The 23824-nt window shown below is 72.5% G+C and carries 28 protein-coding genes; 13 read left to right on the top strand and 15 right to left on the bottom strand.

Annotated elements, in window-relative coordinates; genetic code table 11:
* Positions 1-89: 89 nt before the first annotated feature.
* The 4 genes from VQ03_RS01530 to VQ03_RS01515 are packed head-to-tail and all read left to right on the top strand — an operon-like array spanning position 90 to position 4520.
* On the top strand, positions 90-1187 hold the full coding sequence (locus VQ03_RS01530; RefSeq protein WP_048449089.1) for a molybdopterin-binding domain-containing protein: 1098 nt from the start codon (positions 90-92) through the stop codon (positions 1185-1187).
* Positions 1181-2809 carry a formylmethanofuran dehydrogenase subunit A gene (locus VQ03_RS01525; protein WP_048449088.1) on the top strand — a complete coding sequence of 543 codons (1629 nt, stop codon included), beginning with the start codon at positions 1181-1183 and terminating at the stop codon, positions 2807-2809. Before VQ03_RS01530 ends, VQ03_RS01525 begins: the two co-directional genes overlap by 7 nt.
* A complete protein-coding gene (gene fhcD, locus VQ03_RS01520; protein ID WP_048449087.1) occupies positions 2797-3729 on the top strand; it encodes a formylmethanofuran--tetrahydromethanopterin N-formyltransferase in 933 nt (310 codons plus the stop codon). The genes VQ03_RS01525 and fhcD overlap by 13 nt, the downstream gene beginning before the upstream one ends.
* Positions 3726-4520, top strand: coding sequence for a formylmethanofuran dehydrogenase subunit C (locus VQ03_RS01515; protein ID WP_048449086.1), 795 nt, complete (start codon positions 3726-3728; stop codon positions 4518-4520). Before fhcD ends, VQ03_RS01515 begins: the two co-directional genes overlap by 4 nt.
* A 270-nt stretch (positions 4521-4790) precedes the next feature.
* Here VQ03_RS01515 and VQ03_RS01510 read toward each other — a convergent pair whose 3' ends face one another.
* The 7 genes from VQ03_RS01510 to VQ03_RS01480 all read right to left on the bottom strand — a co-directional run bounded on the left by VQ03_RS01510 (position 4791) and on the right by VQ03_RS01480 (position 10261).
* The gene (locus VQ03_RS01510; protein ID WP_048449100.1) at positions 4791-5399 is read right to left on the bottom strand and encodes a hypothetical protein; all 609 of its coding nucleotides are present in this window, start codon (positions 5397-5399) and stop codon (positions 4791-4793) included.
* A 24-nt stretch (positions 5400-5423) separates the two neighbouring features.
* Complete coding sequence (locus tag VQ03_RS01505; protein WP_048449085.1) at positions 5424-6281, bottom strand: ABC transporter permease; 858 nt, start codon at positions 6279-6281, stop codon at positions 5424-5426.
* Positions 6278-7027 (bottom strand): ABC transporter ATP-binding protein, encoded by a 750-nt coding sequence (locus tag VQ03_RS01500; protein WP_048449084.1) that lies wholly within the window; start codon positions 7025-7027, stop codon positions 6278-6280. The genes VQ03_RS01505 and VQ03_RS01500 overlap by 4 nt, the downstream gene beginning before the upstream one ends.
* Entirely contained in the window at positions 7024-7263 is a 240-nt protein-coding gene (locus tag VQ03_RS01495) for a hypothetical protein (RefSeq protein WP_048449083.1), read from the bottom strand. The genes VQ03_RS01500 and VQ03_RS01495 overlap by 4 nt, the downstream gene beginning before the upstream one ends.
* 132 nt (positions 7264-7395) lie before the next feature.
* Complete coding sequence (locus VQ03_RS01490) at positions 7396-7818, bottom strand: cupredoxin domain-containing protein (protein ID WP_048449082.1); 423 nt, start codon at positions 7816-7818, stop codon at positions 7396-7398.
* Between the two features lie 89 nt (positions 7819-7907).
* Positions 7908-8900, bottom strand: coding sequence for a YVTN family beta-propeller repeat protein (locus tag VQ03_RS01485; RefSeq protein ID WP_048449081.1), 993 nt, complete (start codon positions 8898-8900; stop codon positions 7908-7910).
* Between the two features lie 110 nt (positions 8901-9010).
* Positions 9011-10261 carry an ABC transporter substrate-binding protein gene (locus VQ03_RS01480; protein ID WP_048449080.1) on the bottom strand — a complete coding sequence of 417 codons (1251 nt, stop codon included), beginning with the start codon at positions 10259-10261 and terminating at the stop codon, positions 9011-9013.
* Between the two features lie 151 nt (positions 10262-10412).
* On the opposite strand from VQ03_RS01480, the gene VQ03_RS01475 reads away from it, so the two are divergent.
* From VQ03_RS01475 to VQ03_RS01445, 7 genes are read left to right on the top strand one after another with little or no spacing between them, the layout of a single operon-like run.
* Positions 10413-10934 carry a DUF3280 domain-containing protein gene (locus VQ03_RS01475; protein ID WP_048449079.1) on the top strand — a complete coding sequence of 174 codons (522 nt, stop codon included), beginning with the start codon at positions 10413-10415 and terminating at the stop codon, positions 10932-10934.
* Positions 10931-11638 carry a (5-formylfuran-3-yl)methyl phosphate synthase gene (locus tag VQ03_RS01470; RefSeq protein ID WP_157063913.1) on the top strand — a complete coding sequence of 236 codons (708 nt, stop codon included), beginning with the start codon at positions 10931-10933 and terminating at the stop codon, positions 11636-11638. The genes VQ03_RS01475 and VQ03_RS01470 overlap by 4 nt, the downstream gene beginning before the upstream one ends.
* A gap of 26 nt (positions 11639-11664) precedes the next feature.
* Positions 11665-12258 (top strand): amino acid kinase family protein, encoded by a 594-nt coding sequence (locus VQ03_RS01465; RefSeq protein ID WP_048449077.1) that lies wholly within the window; start codon positions 11665-11667, stop codon positions 12256-12258.
* A complete protein-coding gene (locus VQ03_RS01460; RefSeq protein ID WP_048449099.1) occupies positions 12255-13646 on the top strand; it encodes a DUF6513 domain-containing protein in 1392 nt (463 codons plus the stop codon). The genes VQ03_RS01465 and VQ03_RS01460 overlap by 4 nt, the downstream gene beginning before the upstream one ends.
* Positions 13647-13650: 4 nt before the next feature.
* Positions 13651-14244: a DUF447 domain-containing protein gene (locus VQ03_RS01455; protein ID WP_048449076.1), complete on the top strand. Its 594-nt coding sequence runs from the start codon at positions 13651-13653 to the stop codon at positions 14242-14244.
* Positions 14245-14269: 25 nt separating this feature from the next.
* Positions 14270-14809 carry an SRPBCC family protein gene (locus VQ03_RS01450; protein ID WP_048449075.1) on the top strand — a complete coding sequence of 180 codons (540 nt, stop codon included), beginning with the start codon at positions 14270-14272 and terminating at the stop codon, positions 14807-14809.
* A complete protein-coding gene (locus tag VQ03_RS01445; protein ID WP_048449074.1) occupies positions 14809-15771 on the top strand; it encodes a YVTN family beta-propeller repeat protein in 963 nt (320 codons plus the stop codon). The genes VQ03_RS01450 and VQ03_RS01445 overlap by 1 nt, the downstream gene beginning before the upstream one ends.
* A 147-nt stretch (positions 15772-15918) precedes the next feature.
* Here the strand turns inward: VQ03_RS01445 and VQ03_RS01440 are convergent, their stop codons facing one another.
* The 8 genes from VQ03_RS01440 to VQ03_RS34415 all read right to left on the bottom strand — a co-directional run bounded on the left by VQ03_RS01440 (position 15919) and on the right by VQ03_RS34415 (position 21674).
* Complete coding sequence (locus tag VQ03_RS01440; protein ID WP_048449073.1) at positions 15919-16167, bottom strand: BrnA antitoxin family protein; 249 nt, start codon at positions 16165-16167, stop codon at positions 15919-15921.
* Between the two features lie 982 nt (positions 16168-17149).
* Entirely contained in the window at positions 17150-17638 is a 489-nt protein-coding gene (locus VQ03_RS01430; protein ID WP_048449071.1) for a hypothetical protein, read from the bottom strand.
* Positions 17639-17804: 166 nt separating this feature from the next.
* Positions 17805-18701, bottom strand: a complete 897-nt coding sequence (locus tag VQ03_RS01425; protein WP_048449098.1) for a type II secretion system minor pseudopilin — start codon at positions 18699-18701, stop codon at positions 17805-17807.
* A gap of 22 nt (positions 18702-18723) precedes the next feature.
* Positions 18724-19344 (bottom strand): prepilin-type N-terminal cleavage/methylation domain-containing protein, encoded by a 621-nt coding sequence (locus VQ03_RS33610; RefSeq protein ID WP_048449070.1) that lies wholly within the window; start codon positions 19342-19344, stop codon positions 18724-18726.
* The gene (locus tag VQ03_RS33605) at positions 19341-19742 is read right to left on the bottom strand and encodes a type II secretion system protein (RefSeq protein WP_167376045.1); all 402 of its coding nucleotides are present in this window, start codon (positions 19740-19742) and stop codon (positions 19341-19343) included. Before VQ03_RS33605 ends, VQ03_RS33610 begins: the two co-directional genes overlap by 4 nt.
* Positions 19739-20188: a prepilin-type N-terminal cleavage/methylation domain-containing protein gene (locus tag VQ03_RS01410; protein ID WP_048449068.1), complete on the bottom strand. Its 450-nt coding sequence runs from the start codon at positions 20186-20188 to the stop codon at positions 19739-19741. The genes VQ03_RS33605 and VQ03_RS01410 overlap by 4 nt, the downstream gene beginning before the upstream one ends.
* A complete protein-coding gene (locus VQ03_RS01405) occupies positions 20188-20667 on the bottom strand; it encodes a prepilin peptidase (RefSeq protein ID WP_048449067.1) in 480 nt (159 codons plus the stop codon). The genes VQ03_RS01410 and VQ03_RS01405 overlap by 1 nt, the downstream gene beginning before the upstream one ends.
* The gene (locus tag VQ03_RS34415; protein ID WP_245291925.1) at positions 20667-21674 is read right to left on the bottom strand and encodes a hypothetical protein; all 1008 of its coding nucleotides are present in this window, start codon (positions 21672-21674) and stop codon (positions 20667-20669) included. Before VQ03_RS34415 ends, VQ03_RS01405 begins: the two co-directional genes overlap by 1 nt.
* Before the next feature lie 229 nt (positions 21675-21903).
* On the opposite strand from VQ03_RS34415, the gene gspG reads away from it, so the two are divergent.
* Positions 21904-22362 carry a type II secretion system major pseudopilin GspG gene (gspG, locus tag VQ03_RS01395; RefSeq protein ID WP_048449096.1) on the top strand — a complete coding sequence of 153 codons (459 nt, stop codon included), beginning with the start codon at positions 21904-21906 and terminating at the stop codon, positions 22360-22362.
* Positions 22363-22767: 405 nt separating this feature from the next.
* Positions 22768-23824 (top strand): secretin N-terminal domain-containing protein (locus VQ03_RS01390; RefSeq protein WP_048449066.1); only part of this gene is annotated, 1057 nt, incomplete at its 3' end.

Here is a 23824-nt window from a genome sequence, read left to right as displayed (position 1 = left end):
GAAGCCGGACTTTCGGGGGACTTGCCTCGCCGGGCGCCCGGATGCGACCGTTCCAGCGGGACCGGGGCGGCAGGATTCAGCGAGGGCGGATGACAGCCTGGATCGACGGGCAAGCGGTGGAGCGGGACGAGGCGGTCGCGGCGGCTGCCGCACTGCTCGCGGGGGCGCACAGCCCCGTGATCGCCGGCCTCTGCGCCGAGGCGGCGGCCGTGCAGGCGGCGTTCGATCTCGCGCGCGCCATCGGCGCCTCGCTCGATCCCGCTTCGGGCGCAGCGCTCTACGCCGATCTCGGGGCTCTCGCCGCGGGCGGCGCCATGGCGACCACCCCGGCCGAGGCGCGCGGGCGGGCCGACCTGGTGCTGGCCCTCGGCGCAGCGCCCTGGACCTCCGGCCTCCTGCCCGATCTCGCGGTGGACGGCCCGGTCCGCGGCCGGGCGGCCGGGCGGCCGCGCACGCTCCTCGCCCTCGGGGCGCCGGGGGACGGCGCCTTGCAGCACGTCGCCTATCCGGCCGGCGAGAGCGGGCTGCCGGCGGATATCGGCCTGCTGCGCGGCCTCGTCGCCGGCCGCATCGCCGGTCCCCACCCCCTCGCCGACCTCGCGACGCGCCTGCGCGACGCGCTCTACGGCGTGATCGTCTACGACCCGGCCGAGACCGGCGCCCTCGGGGCCGAGATGCTGAACGGCCTGGTCAAGGATCTCAACGAGACCACGCGCTGCTTCGCCCTGCCCCTCGGCGACTCCCACCAGGGCCGGGCCGTCGCGCAGGTCGCCGCCTGGAGCACTGGCCAGGGGCCGCGGGTCGGCTTCGGCCGCGGCTTTCCCGAGCACGATCCCTGGCGCTTCGACGCGGCGCGCCAGGTCGAGGCCGGCGAGGTCGACGCAGCCCTGTGGCTCGCTCCCCTGCCGGCCGCCTTGCCATCCTGGACCCGCACGGTACCGACCGTCGCGCTCCTCGGTGCGCCGAAGGGCGACGAGGCGCAGGTGGTGATCGGCGTCGGCGTGCCGGGCGAGGCCTTCGGCGCTGCCCTCTGGCATCCGCGCCGCGCGGCGATCGCGTGGCACGAGGCCACCGCGCCGCAGTCGGAGGCGCACCCCGCCGCCGCGATCCTCGCCGACCTCCAGGCCCGGCTCTCTTCTCCTGCCAAGCATCCTGCCAAGAACCCGGAGCGTTCCGCCTCATGCTGACCCGCATCGCCGGCGGCCGGGTGGTCGATCCGACCGCCGGGCGCGACGCCATCGGTGACGTCTGGATCGAGGACGGCCGCATCGTCGCCCCCTCCGACCGCGCGCCCGACCGCACCATCGACGCCGCCGGCTGCATCGTCATGGCGGGCGGCGTCGAGGTCCACTCGCACATCGCCGGCGGCAACGTGGTGCTGGCGCGCCTGCTGCTGCCGGAACTCGGAATCTCCGAGCCCGACGCCCCGAACCCGCACGGGTCGGGCCGCGATGTCGGCCTGCTCTATGCCCGGATGGGCTACACCACCGCAGTCGAGCCGGCGATGCCGCCGGTCAACGCGCTGGCGACCCAGCTCGAACTCGCCGAGATCCCGCTCCTCGACCGGGGCGGGCTGTGCGTGATGGGCAACGACGACCAATTGCTCCAGCTTCTGCGCGACCGCGAGAGCGCGGATGCGGTCCGCGACCTCGTGGCGCTCAACGTCGCGACCTCGCGGGCGCTCGGCGTCAAGGTGATCAATGCCGGCGGCGCCGACGCCTTCAAGGACGGGGCGGTCCGCTTCTCCCTCGACGACGAGGTGCCGGCCTACGGGCTCACCTCGCGAAAGATCCTCGACGGGCTACTCGACGCCGTCGAGGCCCTGAAGGTGCCGCACCCGCTCCACGTCCATTGCAGCAATCTCGGCCTGCCGGGGGCCGATGACAGCCTGATCGAGACGCTCGAAGCGGCCGAAGGCCGGCGCATCCACTTCGCCCACGCGCAGTTCTACGCCTATGCCGCCGTCGACAAGGACAACCCGCTGACCGGCGGCTTCATGTCCGCCGCGCCGCGAATCGCCGAGGCGCTGGCCCGCCACCCGAACGCCACCTTGGATATCGGCCAGGTGGTGTTCGGCCAGACCGCGACCATCTCGCTCGACATCCTGCGCCAGTTCTCCGGCCGTAAGGCGGCGACCCCGAGGAAGTGGATCGTCAATGCGGGCGACGCCGAGGGCGGCGGCATCGTGCCGTTCCGCTACCGCGACCGCGGCCCGACCTCGTCGCTGCAATTCGCCATCGGGCTCGAGATGATGCTGCTCTCGCCCGACCCGGAGCGCACCATCCTGACCACCGACCACCCGAATGGCGGGCCGTTCACCGCCTATCCCCGCATCCTCCACCTGCTGATGGACAAGGAGGCGCGGGACCGCGAGGTCGCCGCCCATCCGAAGGTCGCGGCCGAGCGCTCCGGCCTCGCCGCCATCGAGCGCGAATACACCGTCTCGGAGGTGGCGCAGCTCACCCGCTCGGGTCCTGCCAAGCTCCTCGGCCTCGCCGATCGCGGCCACCTGCGTCCCGGGGCGCGGGCCGACATCGCGGTCTACCGCGACCAGCCGGACCGGACCGCGATGTTCGCCCGCGCCCACTGGGTGCTGAAGGACGGCGCGGTGATCGTCGAGGACGGCGAGGTCGTGTCCTGGACGCGCGGCCGCACGCTGAGCCTCGCCGTCGAAGCCGATGCCGGCATGGCCCGGCGGACCGATTCCTATCTCCAGGGCCGCTTCGGCGCCGGTTTGTCCACTTTCACCGTGCCGGACGCAGCCTTCCCCGATCGTGAGGTGTTCGAGGCCGTCGCATGCCGGACCTGATTCTCCACGGCATCCGGGTCGAGGACACCTTCGCGGAGGCCTTCGACATGGCGGCCACCGCCCTGGTGCTGACCGCCGAGACGCCCGAATGGGCGATGATCGCCGCCACCACGATGACGGGCTTCGCCACCTCGGTGATCGGCTGCGGCGCCGAGGCGGGCATCGACGCCGTGCTCTCGCCCGACGAGACCCCGGACGGGCGCCCGGGCGTGCGCGTGCTGCTCTTCGGCTTCGATGCCGGCAGCCTCAAGGACCAGCTCCTGCGCCGGGTCGGGCAATGCGTCCTGACCTCGCCGGGCAGCGCGGTCTTCGCGGGAGTCGCCTGGGACGACCCGAATGTGGCCAAGGCGCTCAAGCTCGGCGGCGCGATCCGCTATTTCGGCGACGGCTTCGCCACCGCCAAGCGCGTCGCGGGACGGCGCTACTGGCGCACGCCGGTGATGGACGGCGAGTTCCTGTGCGAGCATTCGGTGCCGACGGTTCAAGGCGCCGTCGGCGGCGGCAACCTGCTGTTCCTCGGCCGGCGCTTCGGCGACACCCTGCGGGTGGCCGAGATCGCGGTGGCCGCGGCCCGCACGGTGCCGGACGTGATCCTGCCCTTCCCGGGCGGCGTGGTGCGCTCCGGCTCGAAGGTCGGCGCGCGGACCAAGGGCATGATGGCCTCGACCAACGACGCCTACTGCCCGACCCTCAAAGGGCGCGCCGGCTCGGCCCTGCCGCCGGAGGTCGATGTGGTGCTGGAGATCGTCATCGACGGGCTCTCGGCAGGCAGCGTCTCGGCCGCGATGCGGGCGGCGCTCCACGCCTCGACCAAGGCAGGGGTCGATCTCGGCCTCGTCGCGGTCACGGCGGGCAATTACGGCGGCAATCTCGGGCGCCACCACTTCCACCTCCGGGACCTGCTCGGAGAGGCCGCATGAGCACCCTCACCCTGCGCCAGGCGCCCGAACGCCTGGATCTCGCCGGGCTCACGCCCGCCGCCCTCGCCGGACTGTCGGAGGCCGAGGCGGCTCGCTTAGGCGTCGGCACCGGCCGCCGCGGCCTGACCCTCGGCGATTGCTTCACCATCGCTCTCGACGGATCGGACGAGTTGCGGATCGTCGGCGCCACGGACCGGCTCGACCGGGTCGGCGCGGGCCTCAGCCGGGGGCGGATCGTGGTCGAGGGCGATGTCGGCCAGCACCTCGGCGCCGGCATGACGGGCGGCACCCTCACGGTGTCCGGCTCCGCCGGGCCCTTCGCCGGCACGGCGGCCAAGGGCGGCACGATCCGCATCGCCGGCGATGCCGCCGAGAGCGCCGGCGGCGCGGTCCACGGCGCGGAAGTCGGGCTCGACGGCGCGACGCTCGTGATCGGCGGTCGTGCGGCGGAGCGCCTCGGCGACCGGATGCGCGGCGGGCTGATCCTGGCGAAAGCGGCCGGCGCCCATACGGGGTCCCGGATGATCGCCGGCACGATCGTGGCCGAGGAGATCGGCGACCATCCCGGCTACGGCATGCGCCGCGGCACCCTGGTCGCCGCCCGTCACGGTGCCCTGCTGCCGACCTTCGTGGAGACCGGGCGGCAGGATCTGGTCGTCCTGAAGCTGCTGGCGACATCGCTCAAGGACTTGGCGCCAGAAGCGGCCGCGCTCCTGCGGGCGCCGATGCGCCGCTACGGCGGCGACCTCGCGACTTTGGGCAAGGGCGAGCTGTTCACGCGGGTGGGGTGAGAACCTCGGGCCGGGCGGCCTCTTCCGAGGGCTGTTCCGCCCTCGGGCCATCCTCTGACGGTCCTGCCACCCTCGATGCCATCCCGGGGCCGCGAAGCGGAACCCAGGATCCATGATCGCTGACGGGTCAGGATGAAGCGGGATGCGATCCGCCATGCTTTCCGCTGTCGGCGGATATCGATCCCGGGTTCTCGGCTGCGCCGAGCCCCGGGATGACATCCAGGGTTTCAGGGTCGCCTGCGCCAGGTGCTCAGGCGCCCACTCTGATGCTTACAGCCGCGCCTGGATCTTCTTCGCGATCGCCCCCAGGCGCTGCTCCAGCAGGGTCGGCACCTCGCAGACATAGGTCAGAGACTGGCTGCGCTCCTGGAAGATGCGCTTGTCCCAGTTGAAGCGGGTCTCGAGTTCGGCCAGTTCCTTGGTGTCGGGCACGTCCGGCGAGGTCTTCACCTCGCTGATCTTTCCGGCCTCGTCGCGGATGCGCTCGGCCATCACCCTCTGGCCGCGAGCGTAGCGGCCGATGCCGGCCACCACCTTGTCGCGCTCGCCGTTCAGCACCTCGAACACCCCGGCGAAGACGCGCGTCAGGCGGGTCTCCTTCTCGGCCTTGTCGAGCTTGGCGACGAAGGCGTCGAGGAGGCCGTCGACCTCCTCCAGCGGCAGCCGGCGCGACGCGATCTTCTGGGCGAGCAGGGCCGCGTCGGTGTCGTTGCCCCATTCGGCGAGCGCCTGGGTCGGGTCGGGCCCGGTCCAGACCGCGCCGGGACCGAGCGTCGAGACCTTGCGCTGGGCGCAGGGCCAGTCGGGATCGGGCCTCGGCTGGGCGAGGGCCGGAGCGGCGGCGAGGACCAGGAGGGTGGCGAGGACGGAGCGGAGCATCGTGGGCATCTCTCTCAAGGGCGGTCAGCCCGCCTCCCCGGCCGGGCCACCGCGCCGGGCGAGCAGCCCGCGGCCGGGATCGTAGGCGGCCACCGCCATGACGAAGAACGCGATCCCGGTCCCGACCACGACCGCGCAGGAGACCGGGTTGAAGGCGCCGTAGAGGGCGAAGCGCACCAGCTCGACGGCGTGGGTGAACGGGTTGATCTGGCAGATCCAGTAGAGCGTCGCGCTCGATTCGTTGATCCGCCAGAGCGGGTAGAGCGCCGATGAGGCGAAGAACATCGGGAAGATCACGAAGTTCATCACGCTGGCGAAGTTCTCGAGCTGGCGCACCAGCGACGACAGGAACAGCCCGATGGCGCCGAGCATCAGCCCCGCGGCGAGGAAGGCCGGCAGGGCGTAGAGGTAGCCCATCCACGGGATGTCGGTCTCGAAGAAGCTCGCGATGGCGAGGAACACGTAGGCCTGGATCAGCGAGACGATCACGCCGGCGATGAGCTTTGCCAGAAGCAGGCTCCAGCGCGGATAGGGGCTGGTGAGCAGCACCCGCATCGAGCCGACCTCGCGGTCATAGACCATCGACAGCGAGGATTGCATGCCGTTGAACAGCTGGATCATCACCGCGAGGCCGGGCACGACGTAGACCTCGTAGAGGACATAGGTCTCGTAGGGCGGCGTGATCGAGAGGCCCAGCGTGTTGCGAAAGCCCGCGGCGAAGATGAACAGCCAGACCAGCGGCCGCACCAGCGCCGAGAAGAACCGCTCCTTCTGGTTGAAGAAGCGCAACAATTCCCGGCGCACGATGCCGCCGAGCGCGATGAGGTAGCCGCCGGCATCGAGCCGGCCGCGCACGGGGGTGAGGGTCGTCCCGGCGCTCATGCGACTCTCCTCGGTTCGCCGGGGCCGCGCTCCGCGGTCATCTGGCGGAACGCGGTCTCGAGGGAGCCCGCGGGCTCGCTCAAGGTTCCGGCGAGGCCCCGGGCGACGATGCGGCCACGGTGCAGCACCACGACCCGATCCTGCGCGTCGATCTCGTCGAAGATGTGGGTGGCCCAGAGCACCGACAGCCCCTCCTCCCGCACCAGCGCCCGCACGATGGCGACGATGTCGGCGCGGGAGTCGAGGTCGAGGCCGACGGTCGGCTCGTCGAGGAGCAGGAGGTCGGGGGCGTGGATCAGCGCCCGGGCGATCTCGATCCGCCGCGACTGGCCGCCCGACAGGGTGCGGATCTTGTCGTCGCGGCGCTCCAGGAGGCCGATGCGGGTGAGGAGGGTCTCGATCCGCGCCAGAGCCGCCTTGCGGGGGATGCCGTGGAGGGCGGCGTGGTAGAGCAGGTTCTGGCGCACCGTCAGGTCGGTATCGAGGGTGCGGGCCTGGAACACCACGCCGAGGCGGGCGAGCGCTCGCGACGGCTCGCGGTTCAGGTCGTGCCCGAGCAGCGCGACGCGGCCGGCCTGGCTGGCATAGAGCCGCGTCACCACCGAGAACAGGGTGGTCTTGCCGGCCCCGTTCGGCCCGAGCAGCGCCACGAAGGCGCTCCGGGGCACCTCGAACGACACGTCGTCGAGCGCCGTGCGGGCGCCGAAGCGATGGCTCACGCCTTCGACCGCGAGGGCCGCGCTCATCGCGCCAGCGCCCTGCGGGCGTCGCGCACCGCGTCGAGGCACTCGTCGTATTCGCGCTCGCCCAGTTCCCGCTCGGCCACTCGCAGCTCCTTCCTGAGGGTGCGGGCGACCGGCTCGGGCTGAGTCTTGGCGAGTTCCGCCTTGATCATCGCGATGCCGTCCCGGCACGCGGCCGCGTCGTCGGCGCGGGCGGGCAGCGCCGTCAGCAGGAGCAGGGCGGCGAGGGCGAGACGCATCCGTGGGGTTCCTCCGGTTCTTGAGGGCGATGTAGGCCGCACGCGCGCGGCCCGCAAACCCCTGTCATACGACTTCCGGATTGATCGCTTCGGGCGGTCCTATCGGATCGCTCTTGCGAGGCGGAAGTCGAATTACTTCACGATGAAGCGCCCGGTCATGCCCCGGCTCTCCAGCCCCTGGACCGACCACGGGAACTCGCCGGCCCGCACGGTGACGAACTCCACCGCGATCGTGCCCTGGTCGTCGAATTCGAGGTGGTGCGGCGGTCCTGCCATGTGCACCTCGAGGTGGTTGATGACGATCTGGTTCATCCACACGCCGCGGAAGAACTCGCTGGCGAAGAACTTGTACTCCTTCTGCCCCTTGGCGGTGATGCGCAGCCGGTAGGACTTGCCGGCCTCCATCTCGATGTCCTTCACCGGCACGGCGTAGTCGTTGTCCTCGGCGCCGAGGAACAGTTCGGGCAGGTCGGTGCGGCCCTTGGTGAGGTCGCCGGCGGAGGCGGGAAGGCTCAGGAGGCTGGCGGCGAGGGCGGTGAGGAGAAGTCGGCGCATGGATGATCCGGGTGGGAGGTCGAGCACACTCCCCCTTCCGAACGGGAGAGGGGATCCCGCGCCCACTCGTCTCGGGGCGCAGTGGAAAGCTACTGCGGCGAGACCGCGACGCCCCACGGGAGCAGGCCGACGGGAATGCTCTTCGTCACCTTCAGCGCCTCGACGTCGATCACCGAGACGTCGTTCGAGGTGCCGTTGGTGGAGAACAGCAGCTTCTGGTCCGGCGTGAAGGCGAGCTGCCACACCCGCTGGCCGACCGGCAGGTATTTCTGCACCTCGTAGGTCTTGGCATCCACCACCGCGACCCGGTTGGCGGGGCCGAGCGCCACGAAGGCCTTGGTGCCGTCCCGGGTCAGCCGGACGCCGACCGGCTGGATCTGCTCGTCGGTGACGCCCGGGATCTTGAAGGTGATCTTCTTGACCACCTTGCGGGTTTCGACGTCGATCACCGAGACGGTGCCGCCGACCTCGGCCGAGACCCAGAGCCATCGGCCGTCCTGGCTGAACTCGGCGAAGCGGGGCCGCGCATCGACCAGGACGTTGTCGATCACCTGGAAGGTCTTGGTGTCGATGAAATGGGCCATGTTGGTGGTCTCTGAGGTGTTGACCAGGATCGACCCGTCCGGGCTCAACCCCATCCCCTCCGGCTCGACGCCGACCGGCACCTCGGCCACCACCTTGTTCTTCTCGATGTCGAGCACCGTGACTTGGCTGTCATCCTCGTTCGCGACGTAGAGCGGGTTGCCGGAGGGATGAGCGATGAACTGCTCCGGATCCGGCCCCGAGCGCAGGGAGCGCACGATCTTGCCGGTCTTGGTATCGAGCACGTCGATGCGGTCGTCGTCGCTGGCGCAGACGTAGAGCAGGCTCCCGTCCTTCCCCACCGTGATCCCCCGCGGCCTGCGACCCACCGGCCAGGTGGCCGTGACCTTCAGGGTCTCGACGTCGATGACGCTGACCGAGTTGCCCTTCTCGTTGCTGACATAGACCGTGGTGGCGTGGGCGGGCGCGGCGGCGAGGAGGGCGGCCAGGATCGCGGCCGTCTGGGCGGCTTGCGCCGGTCTGATCCGGTGACGGCTCATTCGTCCTCCCCTCCGGCCGCGCTCGTCGCCTGCGGTCCGTCTGTGATCGCGCTCTTTGGCTCTTACCTGACCCGCGGCGATGCCGCAGGCGAGACCGACTTAAGGCCGGTTCACGACTTCGCCAGCTTGCACTGCGTCTCCGGCAGGTCGATGCCCAGCGTATCGAGCGGCGTACGCTGGTGCAGGTAGCCCTGCTCCGGCGCCACCGCCACGAGGGCCTGCGGCTGGACCAGCAGCAGCGGTTGGCGCAGCTGGTGGTCCCAGGGGCGGAAGCTGAGCGCCACGCCCTTGTAGCCCGGCAGGCTGAAGGCCGGGTCGGCGATGGCGGCCGTGAGCGCCGCCGGGTCGGTGGTCTTCCTCTGGAAGGCGGCCTCGCCCACCGCCCGCACCGCGGCCCAGACCTGGTAATCGAGGGGGCGCATCAGCCGGCCGGCGAGGCGGCGGAAGCGGTTCTGGGCCTGGGCGGCGCCCCAGACCTCCAGGGTCGGGTGCCAGGTGGTGGGAACGAGCCCCTGCGTGCCGGCGACGGGCCGCGGATCGACGGTGTGGAACGGCACGTAATCGCCGAAATCCCCCGCCTCGTCCGCCACCACGGCGACGTCGTAATCGAGCCCGCGGGTGAAGACGAGGGCCTCGGCCCGTGTCGGGGTGTCGCCACGGGCCCGCGCCAGGGGCCCGAAGGTCCAGGGCCGCTCGGCGCTGATCTGCAACCCGAATTTCTTGGCCGAGCGCTTCATCGCCTCGGCCCACAGCTTGTCGCCGTCCTGCGGGCCGGTGATCAGGAAGAGCTTGCGCCAGCGCATGAAGGCGAGGAACTGCGCGAGCGCGTCGGTCTGCATCGCCCGGCTCGGGGCGACGTGGAAGACGTCGGCCCGGCAATCGGCGCCGCGCAGGCGGTCGTCGGGGGCGCTCGCGTTGAACAGGACGACGCTCGAGCCCTTCAGCGCATCGGCCACCGCCAGCACCTCGTCGGCGGGCAGAGCGAGCACGATGAAGCGCAGGCCCTTCGCGGCGAGATCGCGGGCGGCGTCGACCGGGCTCTGCGGCGGCGGTGCGCCGGGGGCGGCGGTGCCCAAGGCCACCGCGTCGAGGGCGTAGCTCTGGCGCACGAAGCGGCCGGTCGTGGCGTTGTCCTGGATCGCGAGCCTGGCGCCCGCCAGCCCCTCGTCCTCGGGCGCGGCCTGGGCGTCGTAGGAGGACGGCGCCGGAGCCGGCCGGTAGATCAGGCCGATGCGGATCTCCGACGCCTGCGGGGCCGCCGCTTGCGGCGGGGCGGGAGCCTGCGCGAGAGCGGCCGGCGCCGCCGCCAGACCGGCGAGGAGCCCGAGGGACGCGAGGGTGGCCTTGCGGAACTGTGCCATGCGGGCGGCACGCTACCAGGGTTCCTCGCTCGGCCTCAACGCCTCATCGATGAGGATTCCCTAAGAGGCTCCGCCCTCCCCCGAAAGTCCGAAGACGGTCCGTCGGGGAGCGCGTTGCGCCTCCCCGCATCGCCGTGCGAGGGTCGGGGCGATGCTGTCGTTTCACGCCCTTCCCGCCCTCGCGGCCCTGCCCGTCGGCTTGCTGGTCGGCCTGCCGGCCGCCGCCGCGCCGACCAGTGCGGCGGTGTTCGGGATCGAGCTGGCGGAGCCCGGCACGGTCGGGCCGCGGCCGCTGAAGCCGCAGGATGCCCGGCGCCTCGCGCTGGCCAGCGAGACCTTGCGGCGGGAGGTGGCGGGCCGCGGGCTCGAGCCCGTGGATCTCGGCGCCCACGCCGCCGAGATCCGGCGCGACGCGCCGTTCTACAAGTGCGAGGGCTGCGCCGAGAAGATCGCCAAGGCGGCGGGGGCGGTCCTCGTCGTCTACGGCTACGTCCAGCGCAGCGCGCCGCAGGTGCTCAACCTGACCATCACCGTCACGGAGGCCGAGAGCGGCAAGGTGCTGCGCGGCGGCCAGGTGGTGATCCAGGGCGACACCGACGACACCTGGCTCCACGGCGTGCGCTCGCTGGTGAAGAACCGCCTCTTCGCCGAGCCGCTGCCGAACCGGTCCTGATCCCCGTGCCCGACATCGTCTCTCCCCGTGTCCGCCTCCTCGTCAGCGTGCGCGACGCCGCCGAGGCGGCGCTTGCCCGCGACCACGGCGCCGACCTGATCGACGCCAAGGACCCCGACCGCGGCGCCCTCGGGGCGCTTCTCCCCGAGACCGTGCGGGCCATCGCGGCGGCCTCGGGCGACCGGCTGACGAGCGCGGTGGCGGGGGAGCCGCGGGACGCGGCGGAGGCCTCCGCCTGCCTGGCGGCCCTTGCCGGGACGGGGGTGGGCTACCTCAAGATCGCCTGGGCGCCGGGGTGTGACGCGGTGGGCCTGGTCCTGCCCGCCCGCCTCCCGGTGATCGCGGTCCTGTTCGCCGAGGACGGGCCCTCGGGCGCCGACGTGCCGGCCCTCGCCGCCGCCGGCTTCTCGGGCGCGATGATCGACACGCGGGGCAAGGACGGTCGCCGGCTCACCGACCACCTGTCGCTCACGCAGCTCGCCGGCTTCGCGGCCGCGTGCCGGGCGGAGGGCCTGCTCTCGGGCCTCGCCGGCTCCCTCGCCCTCGACGACATCCCGGCCCTGGCGGCACTGGGGCCGGGCTATCTCGGCTTCCGCGGCGGGCTGTGCGCGCGCGCCGACCGGACGGGCCGCCTCGACCCGGAGCGGATCGCGGAAGGAGCGCGACGCCTCGCCGCGTTCGTGCCCCGCGTCGAGGCGGCGTAGGTGTGTCCGCTCACGGGACACGGACCATGAGGCAGCCTCTCAGCGTCGTGAAGGTCGGCGGCAGCCTCGTGGCCGATCGGGCCCGGCTGTGCCGGTTGCTCGGCGCGCTCGCGGACGGGGCCGACGGACGGGTGGTGGTCGTGCCCGGCGGCGGTGGCCTCGCCGATGCGGTGCGGGCGGCGCAAGGCGCGCTCGGCTTTCCCGATCCCTTCGCCCATCGCCTCGCCCTCGACGCCATGGCGGGCATGGCCCGGATCTTCGCCGCCCTGGAGCCGCGCTTGACCGTGACGCAGGATCCCGCGCAGCTGCTCGCGGCCGGCGCCGTGCCGGTCTGGGACCCGTCGGCGCTCAAGGCCGGCCGGCCGGAGATCCCGGAGAGCTGGGACGTGACCTCCGACAGCCTGGCGCTCTGGCTCGCGGCCCGCCTCGGGGCGCAGGCCTGCCTCCTGGTGAAATCCGTCGATGCGCGGCCCGGGGCCGGGCCGGCGGAGCTTGCCCGGCTCGGGTTCGTCGACGCCGCCTTGCCCGGCTTCGCGGCCCGCTTCCCGGGCGCGATCGTGCTGCGCGGCCCCGGCGGCGACCGGCTGTGCCGTGAGGCGCTCCCGGAGTGCGCCGCGTGAGGGAGCACCTCGTCTTCATCACCGGGCGCCTCGCCAAGGCGCGGCTGGAGAAGATCGCGGCGAGCCTGCCGCCTGAGCGCTTCGCCTGGACCATCGCCGATGCCGGCGTGAAGGTCGCGGCACTGATGACCGAGGAGATCATCCGCCGCCGGGTCGCCGTGCCGGAGGGCGCGACGCGGGTGATCCTGCCCGGGCGCTGCCGGGCCGACATCGCGGCGCTGACGGCGCATTTCGGCCTGCCGGTCGAGCGCGGGCCGGACGAGATCGTCGATCTGCCGGTCTTCCTCGGGCTCGCCGGGCGGAAGGTGGACCTGTCGCGGCACGACGTGCGGATCTTCTCGGAGATCGTCGACGCGCCGCGGCTGTCGCCGGAGGAGATCCTCGTGCGGGCCCGGGACCTCGCCCGGCGCGGGGCCGACGTGATCGACCTCGGCGGGCTGCCGGACACGCCCTTCCCGCATCTGGGCGACACCGTGCGGCTGCTCAAGTCCGAGGGGCTGCGGGTCAGCGTCGATTCGTTCTCGGCCGACGAGCTGCGCCAGGGCGCGGCGGCGGGGGCCGATTTCCTCCTCAGCCTCAACGAGGAGACGCTGGACCTCGCCTTCGAGACCGAGGCGGTGCCGGTGCTGGTGCCGATGCGGCCCGAGGACCTGCCCTCCCTCGACCGGGCGATCGACCGGATGCAACGGGCGGGCAAGCCGTTCATCGCCGACCCGATCCTCGAACCGATCCATTTCGGCTTCGCCGCCTCGCTGGTGCGCTACCACGAGACCCGGCGCCGCCATCCCGACATCGCCATGATGATGGGCACCGGCAACCTGACGGAACTCACCGAGGCCGACAGCCTCGGGGTGACGGCCCTGCTGATGGGGGTGTGCTCGGAACTGGCGATCGGCAACGTCCTGATCGTGCAGGTCTCGAACCACACCCGCCGCACGGTCGAGGAACACGACGCCGCCCGGCGCGTGATGTATGCGGCGAAGGCCGATGCCGCCCTGCCCAAGGGCTACGGCCGGGCGCTGCTGGCGCTCCACGACAAGCGCCCCTACACCCAGACGCCGGACGAGATCGCGGCCCTGGCCGCCGAGGTGCGCGATCCCAATTACCGGGTCGCGGTCGCGGAGGACGGGGTCCACGTCTACAACCGCGACATCCACAAGGTGGGGCGCGACGCGATGGCGTTCTTCCCCGATCTCGGCGTCGAGGGCGACGGGGCCCACGCCTTCTATCTCGGCGGTGAATTGACCAAGGCGGAGCTGGCCTGGCGGCTCGGCAAGCGCTACGTGCAGGACGAGGCCCTGGACTGGGGCTGCGCCCTGGATGCGGAGGTGGAGGACACCACCCGCTTCAAGGCCCCGGGCCATACGCGCCACAGCGGGAAACCTTAGAGCCGTGCCGCTGATCCTCGAGACCATCGTGACCACGGCCTCCGCCGACGGGGTCCTGCACTTGGTGCCGTTCGGGCTGATCCGGGAGGGTGAGGATTTCTGGGTGGCGCCGTTCCGGCCGTCCCCGACCATCGCCAACCTGGAGGCCGTGCCGGTCTTCGCGGCGGTCGCGCCCGCCGACGTGCGGGTGATCGCCGGCTGCGTCACCGGCCGGCGCGACTGGGCCACCGTGCCGTGCCGCACCATCCCGGTGCCGCGGCTGGCCGAGGCCTACGGCCACATGGAATTGCAGGTCGTGGAGGTGCGCGACGATCCCGTCCGCCCGCGCTTCCGCGGCCGGGTGGTGCATGCCGAATCGCATCGGCCGTTCCTCGGCCACAACCGGGCGGTCAATGCGGTGCTGGAGGCGGCGATCCTGTCGACGCGCCTGCACAGGCTGGCGCCCGAGACGGTCCTGGCCGAGCTGCGCCACCACCGCATCGCCGTCGAGAAGACGGCCGGGCCCGCCGAGCGCGAGGCCTGGAACTGGATCGCCGCGAAGGTCGCGGCCGCCCTGCCGCAGGCGGCCGCCGCGTCCCTCGCGATCGATGACGCGTGAGACACGCGTGAACAGGAGAGATCCGATGAAGCGCATCATCGCGGCGGCCCTCGTCGCCGCCTTCGCGGCGGCCCCCGCCGCCCAGGCCCACGGCCCGACCCGTAAGAAGGTCGAGGAGAAGGTCACGATCAACGCCGCGCCGGACAAGGTCTGGGCGGTGGTCGGCAACTTCCAGGACATGAGCTGGCTGCCGCCGGTCGAGAAGACCGAGGGCACGGGCGGCAACCAGGTGAAGGCCACCCGCACCCTCACCCTGAAGGGCGGCGCCACCGTCGACGAGGAACTCTACAAGTACTCGGCCGAGCAGAGGAGCCTGTCGTACCGGATCAACAAGGTCGACGTGAAGGTGCTGCCGGTCAACAACTATTCCTCGACGATCAAGGTCGAGCCGGCCGACGGCGGCAAGGCGTCGGACGTGACGTGGGACGGCGCGTTCTACCGCGGCTACATGAACAACGATCCGCCGCCCGAGCTGAGCGACGAGGCGGCGATCAAGGCGGTCAAGGAACTCTACCGCAGCGGCCTCGACAACCTGAAGGCGAAGATCGAGAAGGGCAACTCGTGATGCGAGCCCGGCGCCTCGCCGGGCTCTGCCTTCTCGGTGGTATCGGGGTTCTGGGGATCGGCCTCGCGCCGGTCCCCTCGCGGGCGGCGGAGGCCTTCGTCACCGCGCAGAATTCCGACACGGTCGACGTGGTCGATCTCGACGCCCGCAAGGTGGTGGCGACGATCCCCGTGCCGGGCGCACCGGCCGGCATCGCCCTGTCACCGGACCGTTCCTCGGTCTACGTCACCGCGCCGGAGGGCAAGGCGCTGGTGGTGATCGATGCCGCATCGCGAAAAGTCCTGCGCACGGTCGTGATCGGCGGCGGGCCCCTCGGGGTCGGAGTGAACCCGGTGGGCGGCGCGGTCTACGTCGCCGACTGGTACGCCAAGCGGCTCTGGGAGGTGGATCCGAAGACCCTCGCGGTGGCGGCCGAGATCCCGGTCGGGACCTCGCCCTCCGGGATCGCGGTGACGCCGGACGGACGCTTCCTCCTGGTGGCGGACCGGGACGACGATGCCCTCTCCCTCGTCGACGCCGCGACGCGGCAGCGGGTCGCGGTGATCCCGGTCGGCACGCGGCCGTTCGGCGTCACGATCGACGCCGACGGCAAGCGGGCCTATTCCGCCAATGTCGGCTCGAACGACGTTTCGGTCGTCGATCTCGCGGCGCGCCGGGAGGTCGGCCGGGTCAAGGTCGGGGAGCGGCCCTACGCGGTAGCGCTCGCCCAGGGCCGCGCCTTCGTCACCGACCAGTATGGCGGCACGGTCAGCACCTTCGACACCGCCACCCTGGCGCCGGGGCCCCGCCTCGATGTCGGCGAGTACCCGGAGGGCATCCAGGCGAGCCCGGACGGCAGGACGCTCTACGTGGCGAACTGGGAATCGAACACCCTCACGGTGATCGATGCCGCGACCCTGACGGTGACCGGGCAGGTGAAGACCTCGGACGGGCCGCGGGCCTTCGGGCAATTCCTGCGCTGAGCCGCGGCGGGGCGACCCGCTCGCGGATCGGCACCGAGGGGTAGTTCGACGCGAACGGGTTGGTCACCAGCCCGCTCCCGGCCTGCGCCGGTGCGGCGAGGAGCCAAAGGAGCGCGGCGAGCGGCAGTCGCATCGGGGGCTGGCGAATCAGAGCCCGGCCGCCTTGCGCAGGGCGGCGTTGATGCGCTCCTGCCAGCCCGGCCCCGCCTCCTGGAAATGGTCGAGCACGTCGCGGTCGAGGCGCAGGGACACGGTCTCGCGCAGGCCCGGTACGGCGGGTTTCACAGTGGCCTTCTCGGGCGCCGGGCCTTCCGGCACCTTGCGGGTCACGGCCCGGAACGCGGCCTCGGCAGCTTGGCGCGGATCGCCGCCGCGGCGGGAGCGGTCTGATGACATCGGGGTCCTCCTGCGGATGGCCCTACCACGGCACAGGCTGCTCCCGAAACGACGAAGGCCCGCCGGCGCACCGACGAGCCTTAAGGGGCAGGGTCCACGTTTCAGGGTTTGCGGGTGGTCTCGCACGGTACCATGACGATGGCCGTCTCGGCCCGGTACCGTATTTCAGCCCGCCCTGAAGCCACTATCCCTGTCGATCGTAGTCCGGCGGCGTTTCCTGATCACCGGCATCGGTATGTGTCGCGTGAGGGCTGCAACCTTGAGAATTCATGGCCACCTCCTCGAGTTCGTCTCGACAAGGACTATGCTGCTCCTCCTCCGGGGGATGGTCAAGAGGGATTTGTAGCCGGCTGCTCTCGATCTTCGGCGAGGAACAGAAACCTAACGGCAGGTTAAGATGTGTCCGCATGCCCTCGCGTCGGGTTCCCGTCGCCGCGCGCGGGCGGTCATCCCCTGGCGATGGTGCCGCGCGCGGGTGCAGGCCCCTCGCCGATCGCGGTGGCCGAGCAGCGAGCCGGGCTGCGCAGGGCCGCAAAAACGACGCCGGAAAACAACGAAGGCCCGCCGGCGCACCGACGAGCCTTAAGCGGCAGGGTCCACGTTTCAGGGTGCGGGTGAGGTTGCACGGCACGATTGCGATGGCCGACTCGGCCCCGTACCGTATTCAATCCGCCCTGAAGCCACTATCCCTGTCGAAACTAGTCCGGTGGAGTGTCCTGATCACCGGCATCGGTATGTGTCGCGTGAGGGCTGCAACCTTGAGATCTCATGGCTACCTCCTCGAGTTCGACTCGACGATGACTATGCTGCCTCTCCGCGGAGGGATGGTCAAGGGGGATTTGTAGCCGACTTTTTTGAACTGCCGCGCTGGAACAAAACCTAACGACACGTTAATGGCGCCGAAGTCCGGCAGGGCCGTCGCATCGGGGCCGGACCGAGACCGGGGGATGCTCAGGCGACGTGCAAGGTCAGGCTACCAAGGTCAGGCTACGTGGAGGATGGCGTCCTTCACCACCCGTGCGACGATGTCGCAGTTGAGGGCGCTCGCGGCGCAGTGGGTCACCTGCCGGTCGAAATGGTCGTGGTCGAGGCGCGGGTCGCAGGCGCTGGCCAGGAAGTAGCCCGCATCGGTGATGCTCATCACGTAGACGTCCGAAGCCTGTCCCGTCTTCCGGTTGATCAGCATGAACTGGGTGTAGGCCTGCTCGAAATCGGGCCGGCCGCGCAGCGAGGGGCCCCGCTCGATCAGCACCCCGTGGGGGGCGAGCTGGCTGGCCGCCGCCTCCAGCACCTCGGCGGCGATGTCGCGCAGCAGCGCCACGCGCTGCGCGTCCTCGGCCGAGAGCGGCGCCTCGTCTTGCGGCTCCGGTGCGGCGTAAGCCTCGCGGCGGCGGCGCTGCTCCTCGAAGAAGGTTCCGAAATCCGACAGCACCACGTCCGGGCACCGGGGAACCGCCATGGTCTCCGTCATCGCGCCGCGCTCCCTACCGTCTGCGAGGTCGTTTCGACGACTCGCCCAAGCTTAACTCCGTCCACCGCCTGTCAGATCCGGATCGATGGCGGGAGCCGAGGCGCTCTCCCGCGTCTTCCTCTCGGACAGGGGCATCGCCGACCCTCGGGGACCCGCCGCGCGGCATTCAGGGAGCTGCCGCGAGGGCCGCCGCGATCATCGTGCAGGCGCGGTGGCCCGTGCCGGTGCCGAGGTCCGGCGCGACGGTCTGCTGCCAGACGAGGAAGCCGCCGGCGCCGAGGTTGAGGAAGGCCGAGCGCCCGGCCCGGGCCCGGCCTTCGGCGACGACGACGGAGAGCCGGAAGACCTGCCGCGGCGACGGGACCGGGCCGGCGGAGCCCGGCAGCGAGCGGATCGCCGACGGGTTCGCCCGCCGCACCAGGGCGGCGAGGTCGAAGCGGCCGCCCTCGTTGTAGACCGTCAGCACCGGCCGCAGGCGGGCCGCCAGGACCGGATTCATCGAGGGCAGGCGGTCGATCTCGTCGACGCTGGCGAAGGGCGCGTTGCGCGGCCCCCAGGGCAGGCTCCGGGTGCGGTATTGCGGCAGCTCCGCGCCGCCATTCGGCTCCGGCACGTCGTCCGGGTCGCGGTAATCGACGATTTCGGCGCCCAGCGTCAGCGCCTCCCGGTCCGGGACGCCGAGGAGCCGGAAAGCCTCCTCCATCGCCGGGCGCGGCGTGGCATTGAGGTCGATGAGCGTGCCCTGGTCCTGGAGCGACAGGAGGGCCGTGCGTCCCGGCGCCAGCGGGCAGGCGACCACGGTGCCGTCCTCGGGCAGGCCGGTGCCGGCCTGGCGGTAGGTCCGTCCCAGCTCCAGCTCGTAGGCGATCAGGCGGGCGATCCCGTCCGCCGCGCCCTGGAGCCGCACCGCCTCGGCCCGGGCCTGGGCGAGGCCGGTGGCGGAGCGCACCTGCAGGATCGCCGCCGCCAGGACCGCGCCGACCACGATGAGGATCGCCAGCACCGACAGGAGCACGAAGCCGGCCTCGCCCTCGTCGGACGGGCCCGGGTCGGGGCCGCTCATGGGGCCGGCCTTGGGGCCGCGCTCACGGGCCGGCATCGAGGGCGATCAGCAGGGGCGGCCATCGGCGGCGATCCGCGGGAGGAAAGGCGACCTGGATCTCGACGACGAGCGGCGGCCGGTCCGGCCGCGACCAGGCCGGGAGCCAGAGCGGCCGGGCGCCGTCGGCCGGGGCACCGTAATAGCGCAGCCCGAGCCCGGCGATCCGCCCGAGAATCGCCTCGCTGCGGGAGGGTGCCGGCAGCCCCGGCAGCGCCTCCGCCTCGCGGCGGCTCTCCAGGAGGTCGAAGGTGCCGTCCCGCCCGGGCACGCGTGCGAAGGTCACGGCGATCTCGGTCGGGCGCTCCAGCGTCTGGTCGGGGGCGAGCGCCGCCACGAGCCCGTCGGGCCCGCCGCGCAGGGTCGGCCGGCGGCCGTCGGGGCGCCTCTGCGCCAGGCTGCCGAGGGTGCGCCGCAGGTGGTCGCGGACCGACTGCACCTCCTCGGCCCCCGCCGCCCGGGCCGCCGCCGCCGAGGCGCCGCCGGCGATCCGCACGGCGTTGAGCAGCAGCACCCCGATCAGGCCCGCCAAGGCGAGGCATACCAGGGTCTCGACCAGGGTGAAGCCGGCCTGCCCGGCCGCATGATCGGGAGTCTCCCGGCTCATTCGCGCGTGCCCGGGATCAGCGTGGCGTAGATCGGCGCCGCGCCGCCGCGGGAGACCCGGACCTGCCAGAGCGGCGGCACGCGGCCGAGGCCGAGGACCGGGCGCAGGTCGGCGATGCTGAGCGTCCAGGGCGTGCCGTCCGAGAAGGCCCCCCGCACGAGGCCCGGCCGCAGCGGGCCCTCGGCGAGGCGGCGCAGGACGACCCCCTCGGCCTCGTCCGCGGCGACGCGGCTCGCCTCGATTCGCCGGACCGCGCCCGCCGCCGTGCCGGCGATCTGGACCGCCATGACGGTGGCGGCCGCGGCGATGCCGAACGCCACCAGGACCTCGACGGTGGTGAAGCCGTCCTCGTCGCGCCGGTCGGGGCGCCGGAGCATCCGAAGAAGCCGTGCCCTCACGGCCCGTCCTCCCGGCGCACCCGGCCGGTAAGGGCGCAGACCGCCAGGACCCGGCGCGCGCGCCCGGCGGCGAGGAGGATCCGCCCGCCGGTCGAGCTGCCGTCGGGCAGGAGCCGCAGCTCGCCGGGCACCGGCCGGCCGACCGGGCCGGGCTCGACCGCGACCGTGAGGCCGCCGACCGGGATCGGCGGCGCATCCGGGCGGGAACTGACGAAGCGGGCGCCCTGCGGCTCGAAGGCGAGGCGCCCGGCCCGGCCCGAGCGGATCGCCTCGGCCCGCAGGCGGCCGATCTCGGCGGCGATGGTCTCGGAGACGAGCAGGGCGCGCCGGTCGAGGGCGCCGGGGCCGAGCGACTGGAACGCGACCCCGGCGGCCAGCGCCAGGATCGCCATCGTCACCAGCATCTCGACGAGGGTGAAGCCCTCCTGCCCCTGGCCGTCCCCCATCAGCCCGGCACCCCGACGGCGAGGGCGACGTGGAGGCCGAGCGCCAGGAACGGGCCGAACGGCAGGGCGGTGTCGCGCCCGATCGCCCGCCCGGAGAGCGCCAGCATCCCGATGACCGCCAGCGCCGACAGGCTCGCGGCCAGGATCAGCACCGGCAGGCCGGCCAGCCCCGTCCAGGCGGCCGCGGCGGCGATGAACTTCACGTCGCCGAGCCCGAGCCCGATCCGGCCGCTGAGGCGGGCGTGCAGGGCGCGCAAGGTCCGGAACAGCGCGTAGGCGAGGCCCGCCTCGGCGAGGCCGAGCCCGGCCCCGGAGATCCCGTCCCGCCAGGCGGCGACGGCGAGCCCGAGGACGAGCAGCGCGAGGGTGAGCCCGTCCGGGATGATGCGGCGGCGCAGGTCGATCAGGCCCGCCGGCAGGGTCAGGGGCAGCGGCAGGAGGGCGGGCAGCACCGCGCCGGCGAGGAGGGCGGCGGACATCACGCGCGCCGGGTCGGGCGGGCCCGGGGCGCCGCCGGTCCGAGGGCGAGGATCCGGTCCGCGGGGATCCGCCCCGGGGAGGCCGGCTTCCGGATCTCCGGCCCGGCGGCCGCGGCCGCGGGCGCGGCCGGCTCGACCGGGGGCACAGGCTTCGTCACCTGCGCCGCAGGCGCCGTCGAGGGGACTGCAGGCTCTGTCAGGATCTCCGCGGGCGGAACCGCGGGCGCCGGCACGGCGGCGGGCTCCGGCGGTGCCGGCTCCCGGGCCGGCGCGAAGCGGGCTTGGCGCAGGCTCCACTCGCGCAGGTGCAGCCAGTAGAAATAGGCCGCCAGCGAGGCCACCACGACGCCGGCGAGCCACAGGGCCAGCAGCAGCCCGGCGGGCACGCGTCCGTTCAGCTCGCGCATCAGCCCGAGGGCGAAGGCCGTGTACCAGGACACGCCGGAGACCGCGCCGGAGACCAGGAAGACGCCGGTGCCCATGCCCGACACCCCGTCGAGCATCGGCCGGCGGATGTCGCGCAGCACCCCCGGCAGCACGACGGCGTGGATCAGGAGGCCGTTGATGGTGAGGGCCAGCACCACCACCAGCTTGGCCCAGAGCTTGGGGTTGTCGAACTTCTCCGGCGATTCCGCCGCGTAGACGGCGAGGAAGCCGAGCCCCGAGAGCCAGAGCAGGCCGAGGCCGACCGAGACGACCTTGCTGACGAACAGGAAGATGCGGGCGATCTCCGCCGGCAGGCTGCCCCAGCGCATCCAGCGCAGGATCCAGAAATCCAGCATCGTCGCGCCGCCGAGGCCGAAGGACAGGCCGACGAGGTGCAGGGCGACGAGGAGCGTCAGGACGCGGATCGGCGGGAACGGCGCCGGCAGCGGCAGCGCGAGCGGATCGGCCGCGAGAGTGCCACCGCCGAGGGCGAGCAGGCTCGCCAGCGCGAGCGCCGCAACCGCCAGGCCGCGCCGGCAGCCGCCCGAGTATCCGGCTGAGTATCCGGCTGAGCGGTCCATGCGTCTCCCCTGCCCTTTCCTGGAAGAACGGCGGCCTCGAACGGCCCTGCCCCAAGGCCTGACGGATCAGGGCCGGGCCGAGGCCGGATGATGGCCGGAATTGGATAACAAATCCCGACTCGCGCCGCGGGCGTCTCTCCGTCATCACAGTCGGAGATGGCTTCTTTACGAAGAGGCGGCACCCTGCGCGGCGATCTTCCGCCCGCTTCGAGGCCGCACGATGCTCACCATGACCACGACGGTTGGCCGGAGGCCGCAGGGGAAGCGGCTGGACGATCCGCAGGGGAGCCAGGCCGGCTTCTCGCTGGTCGAGTTGCTCGTCGTCCTGGCGATCATCGGCATGATCGCCACGATGGTGACGCCGCAGGTGCTGGGCTATCTCGGCCGTGCCAAGGGCGAGACCGCGCGCATCCAGGTCAAGAACATCGCCCAGGCGGTCGAGCTCTACTACCTCGATCTGGGCGCCTATCCGACGAGCCAGCAGGGATTGCAGGCGCTGGTGCAGCCCACCGGCCCGGGTTGGCGCGGCCCCTACGTGCGCGACGCCCGCGGCCTCACCGATCCGTGGGGCCACGCCTATCTCTACCGCTCGCCGGGCGCCGCCGGCACCCCGTTCGAGGTCTACAGCCTCGGTGCCGACGGCAAGGTCGGCGGCAGCGGCGACCAGGCCGACGTGGCGAGCAATTGAGGGCGAGCAATCGAGGGCGAGCAACTGAGCGGGTCCGGGCTGCCCCCGATCCCGCGCGAAGCCCGCATCCTCGTCCGCGCCGCGCGCCGCGCGGTCCGTGGGCCAGTCTTTCTCCGCAGGCCAGTCGTGGACCGCCCGTGTGTCTCGGTCGAGAGCCGGCCCTGCCTAGTCTCGCTCCGGTCGAAATCGACCTCCGCCGGTGCATGATCGATGGGCGTCCCTCCCTGCCGTGGTGCCGGGAGGTCGATCGAGGAGGAACCACTTGGAGATGTCGCACGGAGACGCTGTCTATCCGGCGGCGCACGAGAGCCTGGATCAGGCCGCCGCAGGGTCCTCAACGCCTCGTTAACCATAGCTCTCCTAACGTTCGCCCGGTCAGCGGGCGGGCGCGGGGACGGCGAGGTGATGACGAGACGAGCGCCTGTCCTCGCCCTGGCGCTCGCCTGCGGCTGGTCGCTGACCGCCTCGGGCGCGGAGCCGGTCAGGTCCGCGGGCTCGCGGGACACGGGCGCCCTCGTCCTGCGCGGCAACGACCGCCTGATCGGCGGCGAGGCGCCGGCCCCGGAGCCGATCCCGGGCGGGCCGGTGAGCCTCAACCTCGTCGGGGTGCCGCTGCCGGTGGCGGCGAAGGCGGTCTTCGCCGACACGCTCGGCTGGGGCTACAGCCTGGACGAGCGCGCCTCCGGCACCGTCACCCTCCAGACCGGCGGCCCGGTGAGCCGCGAGGCGCTGCTGCGGATGTTCGAGACCGCGCTGGCGAGCCGCGGCCTGTCCCTGCGCCGCCACGGCCGCAGCGTCCAGGTCGTGCCCGCGGGCACCCAAGCCGAGATCCGGCCGGTCCAGGGTCTGGGCGCCGAATCGGGCGCGGTCGCGGTGCCCCTGCGCTGGATCTCGGCCGCCGAGATGCAGGCGATCCTCGCCGCCGTGGCGCCGCGCGAGGTCGTGCTGCGGGCCGACCGGGCGCGCAACCTGCTGATCCTCTCCGGCGATGCCAACCAGATCCGGGTGCTGCGCCAGACCATCGCGGTGTTCGACGTCGACTGGATGCGGGGCATGTCGACCGCGATGGTGCCGGTGCGCAGCGCCAACCCCGTGGTGCTCGCCCGCGACCTGACCCAGATCTTCGGCGGCGAGACTGCCGGCACCGGCGACGTGATCCGCTTCATCCCCAACGAGGCGCTGAACGCGATCCTGGTGGTCAGCTCGCGCGCCATCTATCTGGACCGCGCCCGGGCGATGCTGGAGCAGCTGGAGACCCTCGCGGCCGACCGCGAGCGCCAGCTGTTCGTGTACCGGATCCAGAACCGCTCGGCCAAGGAACTCGCCGCCGTGCTGCAGGGCGTGGTCATGGCGGAGATGGGCGGCGTCTACGGCATGTCCGGCATGGGCGGCTACGGTGGCGGCTATGGGGGCGCGCCCGGCGGCTACGCCGCCATGGCGGGTGGTCTCGGGGGAATGGGGG

The sequence above is a fragment of the Methylobacterium tarhaniae genome (genome assembly GCF_001043955.1).
Lineage (GTDB): Bacteria > Pseudomonadota > Alphaproteobacteria > Rhizobiales > Beijerinckiaceae > Methylobacterium > Methylobacterium tarhaniae.
Note: the sequence above shows the minus strand (reverse complement) of the source record. Positions and strands in the feature narration are given on the sequence as shown.

Bases quoted from the DNA above. Each gene is read 5' to 3' on its own strand.
- VQ03_RS34415 (WP_245291925.1), bottom strand. From the start codon at position 21,674: ATGGACCGCTCAGCCGGATACTCAGCCGGATACTCGGGCGGCTGCCGG.
- VQ03_RS01410 (WP_048449068.1), bottom strand. From the start codon at position 20,188: ATGGGGGACGGCCAGGGGCAGGAGGGCTTCACCCTCGTCGAGATGCTG.
- VQ03_RS01405 (WP_048449067.1), bottom strand. From the start codon at position 20,667: ATGTCCGCCGCCCTCCTCGCCGGCGCGGTGCTGCCCGCCCTCCTGCCG.
- VQ03_RS01425 (WP_048449098.1), bottom strand. From the start codon at position 18,701: ATGAGCGGCCCCGACCCGGGCCCGTCCGACGAGGGCGAGGCCGGCTTC.
- VQ03_RS01495 (WP_048449083.1), bottom strand. From the start codon at position 7,263: ATGCGTCTCGCCCTCGCCGCCCTGCTCCTGCTGACGGCGCTGCCCGCC.
- gspG (WP_048449096.1), top strand. From the start codon at position 21,904: ATGACCACGACGGTTGGCCGGAGGCCGCAGGGGAAGCGGCTGGACGAT.
- VQ03_RS01490 (WP_048449082.1), bottom strand. From the start codon at position 7,818: ATGCGCCGACTTCTCCTCACCGCCCTCGCCGCCAGCCTCCTGAGCCTT.
- VQ03_RS33610 (WP_048449070.1), bottom strand. From the start codon at position 19,344: ATGAGCCGGGAGACTCCCGATCATGCGGCCGGGCAGGCCGGCTTCACC.
- VQ03_RS01500 (WP_048449084.1), bottom strand. From the start codon at position 7,027: ATGAGCGCGGCCCTCGCGGTCGAAGGCGTGAGCCATCGCTTCGGCGCC.
- VQ03_RS01485 (WP_048449081.1), bottom strand. From the start codon at position 8,900: ATGAGCCGTCACCGGATCAGACCGGCGCAAGCCGCCCAGACGGCCGCG.
- VQ03_RS01465 (WP_048449077.1), top strand. From the start codon at position 11,665: ATGAGGCAGCCTCTCAGCGTCGTGAAGGTCGGCGGCAGCCTCGTGGCC.
- VQ03_RS01530 (WP_048449089.1), top strand. From the start codon at position 90: ATGACAGCCTGGATCGACGGGCAAGCGGTGGAGCGGGACGAGGCGGTC.
- VQ03_RS01445 (WP_048449074.1), top strand. From the start codon at position 14,809: ATGCGAGCCCGGCGCCTCGCCGGGCTCTGCCTTCTCGGTGGTATCGGG.
- VQ03_RS01515 (WP_048449086.1), top strand. From the start codon at position 3,726: ATGAGCACCCTCACCCTGCGCCAGGCGCCCGAACGCCTGGATCTCGCC.
- VQ03_RS01450 (WP_048449075.1), top strand. From the start codon at position 14,270: ATGAAGCGCATCATCGCGGCGGCCCTCGTCGCCGCCTTCGCGGCGGCC.
- fhcD (WP_048449087.1), top strand. From the start codon at position 2,797: ATGCCGGACCTGATTCTCCACGGCATCCGGGTCGAGGACACCTTCGCG.
- VQ03_RS01510 (WP_048449100.1), bottom strand. From the start codon at position 5,399: ATGCTCCGCTCCGTCCTCGCCACCCTCCTGGTCCTCGCCGCCGCTCCG.
- VQ03_RS01475 (WP_048449079.1), top strand. From the start codon at position 10,413: ATGCTGTCGTTTCACGCCCTTCCCGCCCTCGCGGCCCTGCCCGTCGGC.
- VQ03_RS01430 (WP_048449071.1), bottom strand. From the start codon at position 17,638: ATGACGGAGACCATGGCGGTTCCCCGGTGCCCGGACGTGGTGCTGTCG.
- VQ03_RS01525 (WP_048449088.1), top strand. From the start codon at position 1,181: ATGCTGACCCGCATCGCCGGCGGCCGGGTGGTCGATCCGACCGCCGGG.
- VQ03_RS01480 (WP_048449080.1), bottom strand. From the start codon at position 10,261: ATGGCACAGTTCCGCAAGGCCACCCTCGCGTCCCTCGGGCTCCTCGCC.
- VQ03_RS01440 (WP_048449073.1), bottom strand. From the start codon at position 16,167: ATGTCATCAGACCGCTCCCGCCGCGGCGGCGATCCGCGCCAAGCTGCC.
- VQ03_RS01505 (WP_048449085.1), bottom strand. From the start codon at position 6,281: ATGAGCGCCGGGACGACCCTCACCCCCGTGCGCGGCCGGCTCGATGCC.